We start from the raw sequence: 14780 nt of genomic DNA on the forward strand, positions 1-14780 counted from the left end.
TTACTCTCGGCGATACAGAATCACCGCCGCCCGAAGTTTTCCCCGCCCGAAACTGCTCATCTTCTCGAACTCCCCATGGCTGACCGGCAGATGCTGGCAGTCCATGGGCTGACGATGCTGGCTATGGTCGACATCCGGGTCATGCAGGTAGACAAACTCTTCATCACAATCGGTGACGACCACCCAGTGCGGCGATTTGGAGCGGGTCAGCCGATAACTGCTGATCAGCACCAGCGGCTGCCCGCCATCGGCCAATAATCGCGGCAGGTCCAGCGTCCCGCCGAGCACCTGTTCGACGTCAGTGGCGTCCAACTGTGCCGCGAACTCATCGTGCACCAGGCGCATGACGTCTTTTTTATGCTCATCGCGCACGCCATCGAGAAACAGCGGCCCCGCCATACTCACTTGCAAACGCACGCGAAACCCGCGCCGCGCTGCCGCCAGTGCCAGACCTTGAGGGCTGCAACCGCCGTGGCCCGAGGTCATGAACACGGTGGTCGCCTCGCGCCAGATCTGCAGTTCTTCACGGCGCTCCAGCCCGCGATCGGCGTGCAGGGCGCCCATGGCCATCAGCAGGCACGCCGGGCCGCAGGTGAAGTCGGTGGTCTGCGCATACCACGGCACCTTGATGCTGCGGGCATCGCGATGCTGAAGAATGCGTTTCTCCAGGCGCAACGCATCGGCGTGGTCCTGATAATAGTCGTGGATCAGTGCGAAACGTCGATAACCGTTGCGCTCATACAGGGTAATCGCCGAGGGGTTGTCGATGCGCACTTCCAGTCGCAAGTAAGCGCAATCATGCTCAAGGGCGCACGCCTCGATGCGCTCAAGCAATTGCTTGCCCAGCCCGTTACCGCGAGCCTGTTCAGCAATGGCAATCGAGTAGAGCCGCGCCAGTGACGTGCCTCGGTGAAACAGCACCACCGCGTAACCCAACAGTTGCCCGTCGCGTTCAGCCACCAGCAGCTGTCCGTGAGCCCGCGTGATCATCCACTGAAAACTGCGGCTGGTGAGCTGGTCCGTGGTGAAGCATTGCTGTTCGAGTGCCAGCAATGCAGGTAAGTCTTCAACTACCGCCAAGCGAAAGACAGGGTTCATATGACCGCCGTAAAAGTTGCGTAACGAAACGGGACTTTCGAAAAAGTTCGTGCTTAATAGGAAAGGTCTTGTTCTCCAACGGATCAATCACTATGTCAGCGGTACAGGGTCATTGGCGCGAAGTATCCGAGCAAACTTTGCCGGCGGCAACTTATTTAAATGACACGGTTAGAACTTCCAGCCAGTTGATTATCATCGTCGAACGCAAGGAAGACTGGGCGTCCTACTTTCCCAGCGAAGACATCGTCACGGCTCAGGAATACCTCGAACAGACCCGCGACAGCGAGCAGGGAAAACGGGTCCAGGTGATCAACCTGTGCCGCAGCTACAAGTACCTGGGGCACGGCTATTACTGCTCGCTGCTGGCCGAGGCGCGGGGGCACAAGGTCATTCCGTCGGTGCGGACCATCAGCGAACTGACCAAGAAATCCCTCTACGGCCTGGCCCTCGATGATCTGGACAAACCGCTGGAAAAAGCCCTGAGCAATCATCTTTACAGCGATACCGAAGGCTTCACGCTGACACTTTACTTTGGCCGAACCAATATCGAACCGTTACAGGATCTGGCGCGGCAGTTATTTGAAGTATTTCCGTGCCCGATATTATTGGTGGAGTTCCGTCGAACTAATGGCTGGCACATTGAAGGCGTCAAATCAGGTGCACTGCACAAGTTGCGCGAAGATCAGGAAGATCAGTTTGCCAACTCGCTGGACAGTTTCAGTCGCAAGATCTGGCGCATGCCCCGTTCGCGACGCTTGGCCCGCTATGACCTGGCAATTTTGCACGATCCGCAGGAAGCTCTGCCGCCGTCCAACCCCAAGGCGCTGGACAATTTCGTACGCGTCGGCAAGACATTGGGCATCGACGTTGAGCTGATCGAGCGCAAGGACTACGCGCGCATTGCCGAATACGACGGCCTGCTGATCCGCGAGACGACCAGCGTCGACAACCACACCTACCGCTTCGCCAAGAAAGCCGAGAGCGAAGGGCTGGTGGTCATGGATGATCCCGCGTCGATCCTGCGCTGCACCAACAAGGTCTACCTGACTGACCTGCTCAAAAGCCATCAGCTGGGCATGCCCGCCACCGAAATCCTCTACAAGGAGCGACCGGAAGACTTCGAACGGGTCGGTGAGCGGCTGGGGTTTCCGCTGGTGTTGAAGATTCCCGACGGTTGTTTCTCTCGCGGCGTGATCAAGGTTGAAAGCCAGCAAGCCTTGCTCGAGGCGACAGCCGAGCTGTTCGAACATTCGGTGTTGTTGCTGGCTCAGGAATTTTTCTACACCGAGTACGACTGGCGCATCGGCGTACTCAACCGCAAACCGATCTTTGCCTGCCAGTACTTCATGTCCAAGGGGCATTGGCAGATTTACAACCACAAGGCCAAGGGGCAGGACATCAACGGCGAATGCCGCACCCTGGCAGTCCATGAAGCGCCGCGCGCCGTTGTGGAGCTGGCGGTGAAAACCGCCAACCTCATCGGCGACGGCCTCTACGGCGTCGACCTCAAGCAGTCCGGCGACAAGGTGGTGGTGATCGAGGTCAACGACAACCCGAACATGGACGCCGGCATCGAAGACGCCTACTTGCAGGACGATTTGTACTCGCTGGTACTGGAAGAGTTCGTCCGACGCCTGGAACTGAAACGTCGCGGTCAGGCCTGGTGACCGGCCGATGATCAAGAGCTTTCAACTGACCCACGGTGCGCTGCAGGCGGTCGAACGCCTGGACGCCGAAGTGATGCTGTTCAGCAACCCCGACGCGGCCGAGCGCGACTTGCTGCACAGCCATTTCAAGCTCGATGAACACGCGCTGGCCTCGGCGCTGGACCCGGACGAGGTGTCGCGGATCGAGTTTCACCCCGACAATTTGTTCCTGATCTGGAAGCGTCCGGAAAACTATTCCGGCGCAGGCAGCCTGGCGTTCGAAGTGTCGTCCTGCGGTTTGCTGTTTTGTGACCAGCGTTTGCTGGTGATCGCCACCGACGATTCGCCGCTGCACGGGCTCGGCACCCGGCAGAAGTTGAACACGCCACTGGATGTATTGCTCGACCTGCTGTTCAACAACATCCATCACTACCTGGGCCACCTCAAGGTGATCAAACTGGTCGCGCGGGAGTTGCAGCAAAAATTCAACGCGTCGATGCAAAACCAGCACCTGATCCAGATGTTCAACCTCAGCGAAAGCCTGATCTATTACATCAACGCGATCCACAGCAACGGCGCGGTCCTGACCCGGCTGCGCAACCACGCGGAAAAACAGCGTTTCAGCGCCGAAGCCATCGGCCTGATCGACGACCTGATCATCGAAAACAACCAGTGCTACAAACAGGCGGAAATCTACTCCACGGTGTTCTCCGGGCTGATCGATGCCCGGGGCAACCTGATGAACAACAGCATGAACAACCTGCTGCGCAAACTGACACTGATCAACGTGGTGTTCCTGCCGCTGAACCTGATTGCGAGCATCGGCGGCATGTCCGAGTTCAGCATGATGACGGCGGGCACGCCGTGGTGGGTGTCGTACCCGTTGTTTCTGACGGCGATGATGCTGGGGGCGGGGGTGATGGTGTTGGGGCTCCGGCGGTTGGCGAAATGAACTTGGCGTCAGGGATGCCGCCTTCGCCGGCAAGCCGGTCTCCCACAGTCGTCGGGGTGATAAACACAGATCCCCTGTGGGAGCGAGCCTGCTCGCGATAGCTATTTCATTAACCCCACGAATCCCGAATCAGGCCACTTGTTCGGCGTCGACAGACTTTTTTCTGTCCTGCAACCCACGAACCACGAGATACAACAACGGCCCAACCGACACAAAAACCGCAGTAAGCAAAAGATAGGGAATGACGGACAATGCCGACCGCCCGCGTTTACGCGCATCCGTGTACATCCAAACCCCGGCCAGCGTCGCCAGCAGGTACAGATCAACCACCACCTGCGCCGTATCAGGCCGCGACATCAGGCTGATGCCAAACTCGATCAACGACTGTTCGGCCTGGAGCATCACCGAAACGGTGTAGCCGGCGAAAGCGAGCAGGGCAATCAGGGGCAGGGCGACAGCCTTCATGGTTTCCTTCCTTGGACAATGAGCAGAATCACGAGCCTACAGAAGCCGCAGGAAATTGACCATTGACTTGCCCTCGGCGCCCGGCTAATTTCCAGACATGACTTCCACCGTATTGCGCTGCCAGCCAAGCATTATTACCGCCATTCCTCATTTGGCGGGCTAGCTCACGACTGCAGCACCCAACCCGCCCTAGAGGCGGGTTTTTACTTTCTGTCTCCAGGGTTTTAAACCAACACACGGCGTAGGAGCTGCCGTGTCCAACAGGAGACGACCATGGATAGCACACCCGCCCAGCAAACCCTGCTGGAGCACTACGTCAAAAAGATCCTTGCTGCGCCCGTGTACGAACTGGCGGTGCGCACGCCATTGCAAGCGGCGCCGGCATTGTCGGAAGCCTTGGGCAACCAGATCCTGTTGAAACGCGAGGATCTGCAGCCAACCTTTTCCTTCAAGATCCGTGGCGCCTACAACAAACTGGTGCAACTGAGCGACGCGCAAAAGGCCCGTGGCGTGATCACCGCGTCTGCCGGCAATCATGCACAAGGCGTGGCGCTGGCAGCGCGTGAGTTAGGGATTGCCGCGACCATCGTCATGCCCGCCACAACGCCGGAATTGAAGGTGGTCGGGGTCCGCAGCCGGGGCGCCGATGCCGTGCTGCACGGGGAGAGTTTTCCGTTTGCCTTGGCTTACGCCTTGAACCTGGCAGAGCAGACGGGCCGCACCTTCGTCTCGCCCTTCGACGACCCGGACGTGATCGCCGGGCAGGGCACCGTCGCCATGGAAATCCTGCGCCAGCACCAAGGGCCGCTTGACGCGATCTTCGTGCCGGTGGGCGGTGGCGGTCTGATCGCGGGCATCGCCGCGTACGTCAAATACCTGCGCCCTGAAGTCCGCATCATCGGCGTCGAGTCGGAACATTCCGCGTGTCTGTTGGCCGCCCTACAGGCCGGCGAGCGTATCGTCCTGCCGAACGTAGGCACATTCGCCGATGGCGTCGCCGTGGCGCAGATCGGCGCTCATGGTTTCGAAGTCTGCCGGTTTTGCGTCGACGAGGTGCTGACCGTCAGCAACGACGAACTCTGTACCGCGATCAAGAACATCTACGACGATACCCGCTCGATCACCGAACCTTCCGGCGCGTTGGCCGTGGCGGGCATTAAAAAGTACGTGGCGCAGACGGGCGTGCGTGGTCAAACGTTGGTGGCCATTGATTCCGGCGCCAACATCAACTTCGACAGCTTGCGCCATGTCGCCGAACGCGCCGCATTGAGCGGCGCCCCGGCGTGAGCGGGCGCAGGAGGCCAAGCAATCACCCAATCTCCCACAGGTTTTGCATTTGATGGTTATTCCTGAACAGCCTTTTCGACCTTGCTGGACGCCGACCAGACCCGATAACGAACCTCAACGTCCTTGGGCACATAAAGCACGATCGGCAGCTTACTGTTGTAGCGCAACATGAAGCCGTCGCCGACCACCGGGACGAAGTCCTGTTTGCTTTTGCCATCGGGACAGGCCATCAGCGTACTCATCGGGCCGATCACTTTTTCCAGGCGGTAGAACGGGTAGCCCCATCCCTCGAGGTTTTTCTCATCGAGCATGCCGCCCAGGCGCTGACGATTGCAGTCCACGGTCAAGGTCTTGCCGGCAAGAATCTCGACCTGGTAGTTGCCTTCCTGCTCCTGTGGCGCCAGGTGAATGACTTGCCGTGTAAAGCCGCTTTCGGGCTTGGGGAAGGGGGCAACGTCTTCAAGTTTCGCCGCGTGAGCGACGGTCGATAGTCCGGCAACTATCAGCCCAACGGTAGTGATGCAGGTCAATGAACCCATGATGCCTCCTTGCGTGTGAGTAGGGTCAGCGGATACTGGATAAAACGGCCGCATTTTTACTGTCGTGCGTCGTCAATGCAAACCGGTCCTCGCCAAAATTGCAATTTGCATCGCCCGAAACCGGCTTTCTTGCATATTGCATGAGGCTGTTTGCAGGCGAGTTGGCTAAACCATTGATTTGCCGATGAGCTGCAGGGCGAAATACCAGGCATGTTTTATGCTGTAGCTGTTCCTTAAAGCTGACCGGTTTTTTTACAGAGTCAGTGTTCGCTGTTTGATGGGCTGTCTCACACTCAGGAGAGGGTCACCATGTTTCTTTCTGCCTTGGAACTCCGCAACATCGTAGAAAGCAGTTTTCTGCCGAAACGTTGTCAATGCACGCTCTCGCCGGACCTGAAAATGACCGTCAAGGTGTATTCGGACGGTGAAACCGATCAATTGGAACTACTGAAAACAGGCATCGATGCCAATTCGCTCAATGGATGTCGGGAAATAAAAGACCTGATCAATGAATTGCGCTCCGACATGGAGCATCAGGCCAACACCCAGACGCTGCACCCCGACAGGCAAGCGCTTTAACTCGCCGTCGTCACATTCCGGGTCTGGCAATAACGCCAGACCCGCGCTCGTTGTTTCCGATCAATTCTGATAACTGCACGCATCGGACAGTTTGCGATACGTGATCTCTGCGGGTTTGCCTGCCGCATCGATGTACTTCATGTCCGCCGTGATGACTTTGCATTCCAGGGTAGAAGGTTCGGTCAGCGCAACCACCTTGGTGACGTGCAGCGGCATGCCGTATTCATAGGGCACCGCTTGCGAAGAAGCGGTGGTGTTGGCCTGGGCCAGCCCGGCAAACCCGGTGCAGGCGAGGGCGGCGGTAACCAGCAAAGTGCGCATGTTCATGAGCGATCTCCAGTGCAGACGGAAAGTCAGCTCGACGTAACGGGCGTCGAGCCTGCCGCACTGGGCGTCAGAAGAACCTGAGGGCGTGCGGTCCAGTAAAGTTTTGGACCGCAGCGTTAAGCGATGGTTAACCGGGCTGAAGGCCGTCTGTCGTGTGTAATGCTTTCACTTAAGAAAATTTTCAGGCAGACAAGAAACAGAAAATCTTCAGGCAGGCAAGAAACCTGTGGCGAGGGGATTCAGCGAAACGTCGCACCGCCCCGTTGGGTCGCGAAGCGGCCCCAGCATTCCGGCCAAAAGACTGGATTGTTCGGATTGGCGACTGCTTCGCAGCCGAACGGGGATGAATCCCCTCGCCACAAATGTGGGTACCCGCGCTTGAGTGAACAATTTTATCCGTCCTGTAGGGATATCCTGTCAGGCGATTCGTTGGGGTAAGAATCGTTGATAGCTTCGGCTTCGTCCTACAAGGATGGATGCTTTGTCGACTTTCGGCTCATGGGGCGTTGCGATTACTGTTTGGGCTCGCTGCAAAATCAGCGAACAGGTTTGGTCACCTGATAACACTTGTGCATAGATGTGCGATCATTCGCGCCGCGGACTTTTGAGTCTTGCAGTGCGTTGCAATGGTGGCTGTGTGCAGGACGCCTTCGGGCGAGCCGTTTGAGTGTTACCGGTTGACCAAGCCTGTACACAGCCGCCTCCATCGTTTGGTCACGGTGCTGGCGATTACTAACTAATACTCGAGTAATTACTATGCCAACGATCAATCCTTTCCCCGATCGCTACCGTCCAATCAAAAGCAGCGTCACCGCCTCATCCCCCTTGATCATCGACACCGAAGCCAACCCCCAAGACATCCTCGAAGCCGCCCTCCAGCGCATCCGCGCCTCCAGTGATTTACTGGAAACGCTCCATATCCAGTGTTTCAAAGACGGTGACGTGCAAGACATTCCGCACATCACCCACGCGCTTTATCTGCTGACGCAGGACGGTTGCGATTTACTGAAGGTTGCGCAGCAACGAATGCTGAGCTGGAAGGCGCCTGCCTGACGTCGCACCTGCAAAATGAGCCTGCCTCCTGTGGGCAGGCTTTGAATCTAGATGTCCGACAGCGGCGTAGTCGAAGCAGTGAAGCTCCTGGCGTACTCAACCAGATCCTTGGGATAAACCATGTGATCAATTTTGCTGTCGTCTATGCCGTATAAAAAGGCAATGGCACCGGCCTCGATAGCCCAATATCCAACGTAGTTACCGTCCTCTCCTTGGAGATGGGTGTCGTGCCAAGGTGCTTGCTCGAAGGCTGAGTACCACTGTTCGCAATACTGCTGAAGCAGATTTGATGCCTTTTCTTTATCTTCGATGTAGATCGCCTGAACGAGAGGCGAATATACATCGTGATACCACTGGTCTACATCGTGTCTGTTAGGCAGTATTTTGCAAAGTAAATCTTCATATAACGTGTCGTCGCCCACATAGCCTGCATTGTCGATTAACCTTACGAATCGCTTAAGCAGATCAGCGCGATGTAATAGGGCGCAAAAGCCAATGACTTGTACGCACTCTTCATATTCGTGTGGCCAATCGTCTATGGAGAGTGGCGATATGTCAGGAGATTGTTCAGACTTTGCTAGTTTTGCCTGTCTGATTTCATACTTATCAACTAGGTCCTCAAGCAGAAAGGCTAGAGATGGTATTTCTTCTCCTGCGGTGTATGCCGCCAAAAGCTTGCGAAGAGCTAATCGTTGAAAAAATCTTGAGCGAAGTGTGGCCTCTCCCTCGGGGGAGTCGGATTTAAAAGTTTTAGTCGTGAAAAACTCAGTCGCCTCGTCATGTTCTTTTAAAAAGATTTCGTAACGGTTTTCACTAAAATATCGTTGTCTGGTTTTCATCGTTTCAAGCGTTGATCCATATAAATTGTGTTTCTCTCCTGCCGCAGCGGAGACCATCTGCGCGATGGGCGGCTTTCCGCCCATCTGTCTTAGCTCTACACAAGCGATCGCGAAAATTATTCTTCAGCCGACCAATACCAAATAGTGTCGCCCCAATGGGAGTCACTGAACCCCGGCATTACCTCGCCTTGATTGAAGTAACGGCGAGAATCAGATTTTGCTGGAGTAAACCAATAGCCTGTTTTACTGCACGGTTTTCCCGCTTCGATACGACCAATTTGCGTTGTAGCGGACTGTGAGTTAACCCGGGCATACTCCACCAGATCCTTCGGGTAGACCAAATGATCCAACTTGCTGTCATCAATGCCGTACAAAAAAGCAGCTGCTGCGGCCTCAAAGGCCCAATAGCCGACGTAACTTCCATCGTCGTCTTCAATATCTAAATGACTGTCGTGCCAGCTGGTTTGCAGTTTTGCAAAGGCGGGATACCACTCCTTGCAATATTGCTTTAGTAAGTCGCTGGCCTCTTCTGGGTCGGTTGCGTAGATCGCTCTGATAAGCAGTGTGTAGTGATCGTGATACCACTCGTCTAAATCTGCGCGTCCAGGCAGATGCTTGCGCAGCAGGTCTTCGTAAAGGGTATCTTCCTTGGCATACCCTGCACGGTCTAACAATGCGACAAAGCGAGTCAACAGGTCCGTACGATGCAACAGAATGCAAAGGCTTATTACTTGAACGCACTCTTCATACTGTCCAGGCCAGTCGTCGATGGCCAATGGTGAAATATCCGGTTCACCTTCCTCGTCAGCAAGTGCTTGCTGATAAATTTCGTAGTGTTTTATAAGTTTTTCTAGTCGAGGTATAAGGCTCTCAATGGGTTCTCCAGCGGTATAACTGATCTGTAAAGCGTTAAAGGCTGCATCTTTGAAGTATCCAGTACGTAAGGATTTCTCTTGGGCTGGAGAGTCTGCCTGCATTGTTTTACCAATCCAACGCAACTCAGTCGTATCGTAAAGATTTATAGAATTTTGATAGTAAGAATCAAAAATAAATTTTTGTCGTCTGTTCATGCTGTTCGTTTGGCCTCTTCCTTAAGAATATCCAATTCACCAAATTTCTTTCTGAGCGAAGCCAGCCGCTTGTTGACGGCCACACGTACTTCCTCTTCGTCGTAGTGAAAGCCGGTATGTTCACGGTGTGTTGCTTCTGCTGCACTTGCTAATTGTGCTTGTGCATGTGCTTTCGGACTTAAACTAGAATGATAAAGTGGTGTGAAAAAAAGATGTCGATTGTACGACATCATAATTTCTTCTTTTAAAACAATATCCTTAATTGCAAGCGGCAATTTGTCATTGATCCACACACGACTCATCTGCACAAAATACTTTTTCTTTTTGCCGCTTTTTTTAGCGCCATTCGCGAGGGCTGACGCGGCTTGTGCGGATTCCCAGGCGTAGGTTGAAACGCTTGATTTCCGGCTTCGCGACCGACAAAACTGAGTACCTGAAGGTCAACGGAAACGCCTTCCAGCGTGAGGGAAATATGGGTTGCGTTTGCGTCCAGCATGCCTTGAATTCCGTCCTTTGGATAAGCAAATGCGGATGGTGCAGAATTAGACTGCCACGTTCAAGGCGCAATCCCGTGTACCCAAGCCTCTAATGATCTGACACCGGATCCTGATTTTAAGGCGGAATCGGACGAGGTTCCCCCTTCGCATCCAAGGTACTTAAAGGGCCAGCTCTGACCTACTTCCAAGAGTCGTACGGCACACCAAACTTCTCGACATAGGCTTTGGAAGCCGCTGAAAGGGGCCGGTGGTGACCGCCAGACTTACCTTCATACGGGCCGCGCGGATCAATCACGGCTTTTACCGTAGTTACCTCGATCGGTGTCATGCAAGGGCCGCCTACCCAGACTCTGGCGATACCTCCGGGGACCAGCCTTATGCCGATTGAATCACGATAACCTGTGATCCATTTCCCATCGGCCGCGCAGAACACTTTCTCCCCCTTGCGCATGATCTCTCGAGTGGCTTCGGGGATTTTTATCACCATCAGGTAGGTTTGCGGTTCGACCAGCGATTGCCAGCGGACATAGATCTGTTGGGGCAAGTCCGCCCCTGTCACACGTTTTCCGCCTCCGGCAGGCCCTCTTTTCGGCCAACCACGTGGATTGCCGGCGTTGTTGGGAGGTGCTTGCATTGACGCGATGCCACTCGCCGCACGTTGAAACACATGGTCCTGAATGTCGACGACATCGGCTGTTTCGATCCAGACCTCCATGTAATCAGGAGCCGAGAACCCCAGAGTCCATGCTTTGTAAGGCATTGAACTACTGCTAGCAAATGTACAACCACTGAGCAGAAAAACGACAAGAGCGATACGCATAAAATTACTCATTAGGATGCACCGTGCGCACAGAGTTTTCATCTGGTCGATTAATGAAGACGATATTCAGATCGCTATTATTTCGACTTTTAGCGGCGTTCCAGTTATCGGAGATATGAACGTAGCGTTGGAACAGCAGTTCCTCCTCCTGCGGAGTCAGCCCTGTTGTTTTGCTTTTCCCCTGAGCGTAGTCCATCATTTTTTTGGAGATGGGAACAAGTTCCGCAGGCAGCGCTAGTCGCGGTTCGCCTTCGTCAATCTCGCCAAACGGTACTCCGTTTTCCACAGCCAGTTCGCGCATGATCCGAAAGTAAATCAAGGACAAATCACTGCGGACTTCGCGTTGGCTGCTGACTGCGGCATAAACGTGTTTCATGTTTTTGCGATTGTCTTTGTCGGTGCTACGAAACGGCACCTCCCAAGTCCGGATCTCCAACGAAAGATTATATTGGGCCAGTTGATCTTGAAGCCGACTCAAGTCTCGCTGGGCACGTTTGTAACTGTTGGCTTCAGCGAAAGACGTCCTTTCTTCGACCGCGCTTTGACGCGGTTTACTGAGCAGGATGCGCTCCATCGCTTTGGGTAAATAGCCGCCACCCAGGTCCGAATGCACACCAGGCAGGACAATATCGGCCGACCCAAGACTGTTGAGGGCAAAGTTATAACGCCGTTCATTTCGAGCGACCAATTGAACGACTTTCTTAGCCGCATCTGGCGCCAGATGGATATTGATCCCTGGGTTATAAGCGTTATTACCAGTCCAGTCCCCCACCAGCGGATTGGCAATAGCCGCAACCGTGTCGTAAACGCCAATGAAATTTATGGACACATCAGAATGCGGCGTCCAGGAAAAGCTGTCCGACAATATCGGAGTACCCATCGGCAACACTTTTGCGAGGATACTTTGGTTCCCCTTTAATACCTCATTGGCAAAATCCCTTGCCGCTGCGGAGCCACGGCTGAAGCCGAAAATATCGAATTCGATTTTCGCCACGCGCTTATCGGGATTGTTGTCCTGAAATGTTTGGATAGCCTTGAGAATAAGCGGCGGTGTTTCTTCCACTCGCGCCCGGACGCCCTGCACACCTATACCTGTGCCTTGCGAAAAAGTGGAATCTTCTGCGGTACTGCTGGTACCGATGCCATCCACATAAACTCGCAGGCTGGCCGTCTTGGCATCGATTGGCCTCGCTATGTTCGAGTGGTCTTCATAAAGTTCATAGAGCCGGGCCACGTTGCTGACATCATTGCCATAGCTGTTGTCCGGTGAACTCCCCTTGCCGTCATAACCGTGAGCCGCACAGAACTGACGAATATCTTCAGCTGCTTCCTCCAGGTTCACGTCCGGCGCAAAGCAGCCAAACACACGCTCGCTGTTGTTGCGGTTGTTGCCCGTCCCATCGAAGAACATCCCAACCCGTAAGGTGATGTCTTCCAGCTCGACCTCTTCTTCCTCTTCCTCAAGCTCCTCTTCCACCGCAGGTGGCGCCGAATCAGGGGCGGCGTTAAATTTTCCAACCGGTGGGCTGCTCAATAGTTGCCCCGCAATGGCGGCTGCAGCTGCACCTGGGATAATCGGAGTGAGGATTGCGATCCCGGTCCCCGCACCCGGCGCACCCCCCGAGTTGGCTTTCACCTCAGCCCCGCTGATGGTCACGCCACCCGCATCGACCTTGACGAAACTCCCGCCAGCCTTGGCCGTCAGTTCCATCCCGCCTTCAACCACGACCTTATTGCCGGCGTTATAGTGAATCTCCTGCCCAGCTTCTACGAACTGCGCCGTCCCCACCTTCACATGCTGGGTTACACCAACAGTAAGGTGATCATCCGCCCGCGCTTCGGTCTTGCGATCCAGGTGCGTAATCCGGTGCTCCTCCACCTTGAACTCGCTGAAAACCTTCGCCTCAACCGTGTCATGCCGCTCGTTGCCGATGCGGATTTTCTGGTCGTGCTCTATGTTCTCATCCCAGTCGCGCTGGGCGTGCAGGTAGATCTGTTCCGCGCCTTTTTTGTCTTCGATGCGAAATTCGTTGTAGCCCTTGCCGCCCGGGGAGCTGAGGGTCTTGAAGGTGCTGCGGGTTTTGTTCGCCGGCAGGTCGTAGGGGACGACGTTTTCCTTGTGGTACAGGCAGCCGGTGATCAGCGGTTGGTCGGGGTCGCCTTCGAGGAAGGTGACGAGCACTTCCATGCCTACGCGCGGAATGGCGATGCCGCCGTAGGCGCTGCCGGCCCAGCCGGTGGCGACGCGCAGCCAGCAACTGGTCTTGTCGTCGGCCTGGCCGTCGCGGTCCCAGTGGAATTGCACTTTGACGCGGCCGTACTCGTCGCAGTGGATTTCTTCGCCGGGCGGGCCGGTAACGATGGCGGTCTGGCTGCCGAGGACTTGCGGTTTCGGGTGTTCGAGGGCAGGGCGGTAGTGCGCGTCCCACGGCGTGGCGAGGAAGCGGTTGCGGTAGCCCTGATGGAAATCGTCTTTGTTCTGGGTGACGTCGCTGGTGACGTTTTCGCCCAGCACTTGCGGTTGTTTACCTTCGTGGACCACTTCCAGCAGCAGCCAGAGGTCGTTCCATTCGGCGCGCGGGTGTTCGCTCAGGGCCATGAAGTGGCCGCTGACCAGTGTCGGTTGATCGCCTTTGCCTTCCGCGAGTTTGTAGTCGCTACGGTGGCGCTCAAGGGCGCGGGTTGCCAATTGCTTGCCGCGGGCACGGTCGGTGAAACGGCCGGGGTAGTCGTAGTCTTCCAGGTCCGGGGAGAATGCGCTGGAAGCTGCGCCTTCCGGGAGGATGCGGGGTTTTTCGAAATCGTAATCGCGACGGCTGACGCGGGTGGTGCGGGTTTCCAGGCGCAGGTTGAAGCGCTTGATCACCGGTTTCTCGGCGGCCATGCCCGAGTCTTGCTGATAGGCCACGGGCGCCAGTTTGCGGAACACCGTCTGGTCGTCGCCGAACACCAGTTTGTGGCCGCTGTTGCTGTGCTGGAAATGGAAGTGGATGCCTTCTTCTTCGCACAGGCGCTGGATGAAATGCAGGTCGGATTCGTCGTACTGCACGCAGTAGACGCGCTCCGGGTAGATCGCGCCGAGCTGGAAGCTGTAGGCGTCGGCGAGGATGCCACGGGCTTCGAGCACCTGGGCGATGATCTTCGGCACCGTCAAGTGCTGGAAGATCTGCTGGTCATGGTTATGCCGCAGGTACGCCAGTTGCGGCACCAGGCTGATGCTGTAGCGGGTCAGGCTTTTGCCGGAGTCGCCTTGCTCGATGCGATAGACCAGCCCGTGAATGATGCCTTTGCCGGTGGCGCCGAAGGTCAGGCAGCCGCGCTTGTGCAGCAACTCTTCGAGCTTCAGGTCGGGGCGTGCGCTGACCAGTTCGATGTCAAAACAGAAGGGCTGATTGAGGGCTTCGCGACCGACGAAACTGAGTACCTGAAGGTCAACGGAAACGCCTTCCAGCGTGAGGGAAATATGGGTTGCGTTTGCGTCCAGCATGCCTTGAATTCCGTCCTTTGGATAAGCAGATGCGGATGGTGCAGGATTAAACCTGCTGGTTCAAGGCGCAAATGCCGTAGGCGGTGAGGCAGGGCAGCATCGGGGAAACCCTTAATGGCGC

At 55.7% G+C, this 14780-nt stretch carries 14 protein-coding genes and 1 pseudogene; 5 read left to right on the forward strand and 10 right to left on the reverse strand.

Translation table 11 applies throughout. From position 1 onward, the window contains the following. Positions 1-1098: a ribosomal protein S18-alanine N-acetyltransferase gene (rimI, locus tag ACM6I5_RS10615; protein ID WP_414879119.1), complete on the reverse strand. Its 1098-nt coding sequence runs from the start codon at positions 1096-1098 to the stop codon at positions 1-3. A gap of 92 nt (positions 1099-1190) precedes the next feature. Between rimI and ACM6I5_RS10620 the strand changes: the two genes are divergently transcribed. Both ACM6I5_RS10620 and ACM6I5_RS10625 read left to right on the forward strand, forming a co-directional pair. Beyond that, complete coding sequence (locus ACM6I5_RS10620; protein ID WP_017338707.1) at positions 1191-2765, forward strand: RimK family protein; 1575 nt, start codon at positions 1191-1193, stop codon at positions 2763-2765. A gap of 7 nt (positions 2766-2772) precedes the next feature. Next, entirely contained in the window at positions 2773-3696 is a 924-nt protein-coding gene (locus ACM6I5_RS10625; RefSeq protein ID WP_017338708.1) for a magnesium transporter CorA family protein, read from the forward strand. A gap of 129 nt (positions 3697-3825) precedes the next feature. On the opposite strand, the gene ACM6I5_RS10630 is transcribed toward ACM6I5_RS10625, so the two are convergent. Then, entirely contained in the window at positions 3826-4161 is a 336-nt protein-coding gene (locus tag ACM6I5_RS10630) for a DUF2834 domain-containing protein (RefSeq protein WP_017338709.1), read from the reverse strand. A gap of 273 nt (positions 4162-4434) precedes the next feature. Here ACM6I5_RS10630 and ilvA point away from each other — a divergent pair. After that, positions 4435-5430 (forward strand): annotated as a pseudogene (ilvA, locus tag ACM6I5_RS10635) (threonine ammonia-lyase, biosynthetic); the annotation flags it as partial. Between the two features lie 74 nt (positions 5431-5504). Here the strand turns inward: ilvA and eco are convergent. Further along, positions 5505-5987 carry a serine protease inhibitor ecotin gene (gene eco, locus ACM6I5_RS10640; protein ID WP_017338711.1) on the reverse strand — a complete coding sequence of 161 codons (483 nt, stop codon included), beginning with the start codon at positions 5985-5987 and terminating at the stop codon, positions 5505-5507. 309 nt (positions 5988-6296) lie between these two features. On the opposite strand from eco, the gene ACM6I5_RS10645 reads away from it, so the two are divergent. Next, complete coding sequence (locus ACM6I5_RS10645) at positions 6297-6566, forward strand: DUF1652 domain-containing protein (protein WP_017338712.1); 270 nt, start codon at positions 6297-6299, stop codon at positions 6564-6566. Positions 6567-6626: 60 nt separating this feature from the next. Here ACM6I5_RS10645 and ACM6I5_RS10650 read toward each other — a convergent pair whose 3' ends face one another. Continuing rightward, positions 6627-6893, reverse strand: a complete 267-nt coding sequence (locus tag ACM6I5_RS10650; RefSeq protein ID WP_414879117.1) for a DUF2790 domain-containing protein — start codon at positions 6891-6893, stop codon at positions 6627-6629. A 756-nt stretch (positions 6894-7649) separates the two neighbouring features. Between ACM6I5_RS10650 and ACM6I5_RS10655 the strand changes: the two genes are divergently transcribed. Continuing rightward, a complete protein-coding gene (locus ACM6I5_RS10655; protein WP_414883784.1) occupies positions 7650-7946 on the forward strand; it encodes a hypothetical protein in 297 nt (98 codons plus the stop codon). 47 nt (positions 7947-7993) lie between these two features. Here the strand turns inward: ACM6I5_RS10655 and ACM6I5_RS10660 are convergent, their stop codons facing one another. The 6 genes from ACM6I5_RS10660 to tssI form a co-directional block, all read right to left on the reverse strand. Continuing rightward, positions 7994-8785, reverse strand: a complete 792-nt coding sequence (locus tag ACM6I5_RS10660; protein WP_414883959.1) for a PoNe immunity protein domain-containing protein — start codon at positions 8783-8785, stop codon at positions 7994-7996. 116 nt (positions 8786-8901) lie between these two features. Continuing rightward, a complete protein-coding gene (locus ACM6I5_RS10665) occupies positions 8902-9855 on the reverse strand; it encodes a PoNe immunity protein domain-containing protein (protein ID WP_414883785.1) in 954 nt (317 codons plus the stop codon). Further along, positions 9852-10157, reverse strand: a complete 306-nt coding sequence (locus ACM6I5_RS10670) for a hypothetical protein (protein ID WP_414883786.1) — start codon at positions 10155-10157, stop codon at positions 9852-9854. The genes ACM6I5_RS10665 and ACM6I5_RS10670 overlap by 4 nt, the downstream gene beginning before the upstream one ends. Next, positions 10154-10351 carry a hypothetical protein gene (locus ACM6I5_RS10675; protein WP_414883972.1) on the reverse strand — a complete coding sequence of 66 codons (198 nt, stop codon included), beginning with the start codon at positions 10349-10351 and terminating at the stop codon, positions 10154-10156. Before ACM6I5_RS10675 ends, ACM6I5_RS10670 begins: the two co-directional genes overlap by 4 nt. 179 nt (positions 10352-10530) lie before the next feature. After that, positions 10531-11184, reverse strand: a complete 654-nt coding sequence (locus ACM6I5_RS10680; protein ID WP_414883787.1) for a DUF2931 family protein — start codon at positions 11182-11184, stop codon at positions 10531-10533. Then, the gene (tssI, locus tag ACM6I5_RS10685; protein ID WP_414883788.1) at positions 11177-14659 is read right to left on the reverse strand and encodes a type VI secretion system tip protein TssI/VgrG; all 3483 of its coding nucleotides are present in this window, start codon (positions 14657-14659) and stop codon (positions 11177-11179) included. Before tssI ends, ACM6I5_RS10680 begins: the two co-directional genes overlap by 8 nt. Between the last annotated feature and the right edge of the window lie 121 nt (positions 14660-14780).

Source organism: Pseudomonas sp. IT-P171 (assembly GCF_949767765.1).
Classification (GTDB): Bacteria; Pseudomonadota; Gammaproteobacteria; order Pseudomonadales; family Pseudomonadaceae; genus Aquipseudomonas; species Aquipseudomonas fluorescens_B.

What these genes read in the sequence shown, in the direction of transcription:
- tssI (WP_414883788.1), bottom strand. Translation starts at nt 14,659, where the DNA reads ATGCTGGACGCAAACGCAACCCATATTTCCCTCACGCTGGAAGGCGTT.
- ACM6I5_RS10665 (WP_414883785.1), bottom strand. Translation starts at nt 9,855, where the DNA reads ATGAACAGACGACAAAAATTTATTTTTGATTCTTACTATCAAAATTCT.
- ACM6I5_RS10655 (WP_414883784.1), top strand. Translation starts at nt 7,650, where the DNA reads ATGCCAACGATCAATCCTTTCCCCGATCGCTACCGTCCAATCAAAAGC.
- rimI (WP_414879119.1), bottom strand. Translation starts at nt 1,098, where the DNA reads ATGAACCCTGTCTTTCGCTTGGCGGTAGTTGAAGACTTACCTGCATTG.
- ACM6I5_RS10625 (WP_017338708.1), top strand. Translation starts at nt 2,773, where the DNA reads ATGATCAAGAGCTTTCAACTGACCCACGGTGCGCTGCAGGCGGTCGAA.
- ACM6I5_RS10680 (WP_414883787.1), bottom strand. Translation starts at nt 11,184, where the DNA reads ATGAGTAATTTTATGCGTATCGCTCTTGTCGTTTTTCTGCTCAGTGGT.
- ACM6I5_RS10675 (WP_414883972.1), bottom strand. Translation starts at nt 10,351, where the DNA reads ATGCTGGACGCAAACGCAACCCATATTTCCCTCACGCTGGAAGGCGTT.
- ACM6I5_RS10650 (WP_414879117.1), bottom strand. Translation starts at nt 6,893, where the DNA reads ATGAACATGCGCACTTTGCTGGTTACCGCCGCCCTCGCCTGCACCGGG.
- ACM6I5_RS10670 (WP_414883786.1), bottom strand. Translation starts at nt 10,157, where the DNA reads ATGAGTCGTGTGTGGATCAATGACAAATTGCCGCTTGCAATTAAGGAT.
- ACM6I5_RS10630 (WP_017338709.1), bottom strand. Translation starts at nt 4,161, where the DNA reads ATGAAGGCTGTCGCCCTGCCCCTGATTGCCCTGCTCGCTTTCGCCGGC.
- ACM6I5_RS10660 (WP_414883959.1), bottom strand. Translation starts at nt 8,785, where the DNA reads ATGAAAACCAGACAACGATATTTTAGTGAAAACCGTTACGAAATCTTT.
- eco (WP_017338711.1), bottom strand. Translation starts at nt 5,987, where the DNA reads ATGGGTTCATTGACCTGCATCACTACCGTTGGGCTGATAGTTGCCGGA.
- ACM6I5_RS10645 (WP_017338712.1), top strand. Translation starts at nt 6,297, where the DNA reads ATGTTTCTTTCTGCCTTGGAACTCCGCAACATCGTAGAAAGCAGTTTT.
- ACM6I5_RS10620 (WP_017338707.1), top strand. Translation starts at nt 1,191, where the DNA reads ATGTCAGCGGTACAGGGTCATTGGCGCGAAGTATCCGAGCAAACTTTG.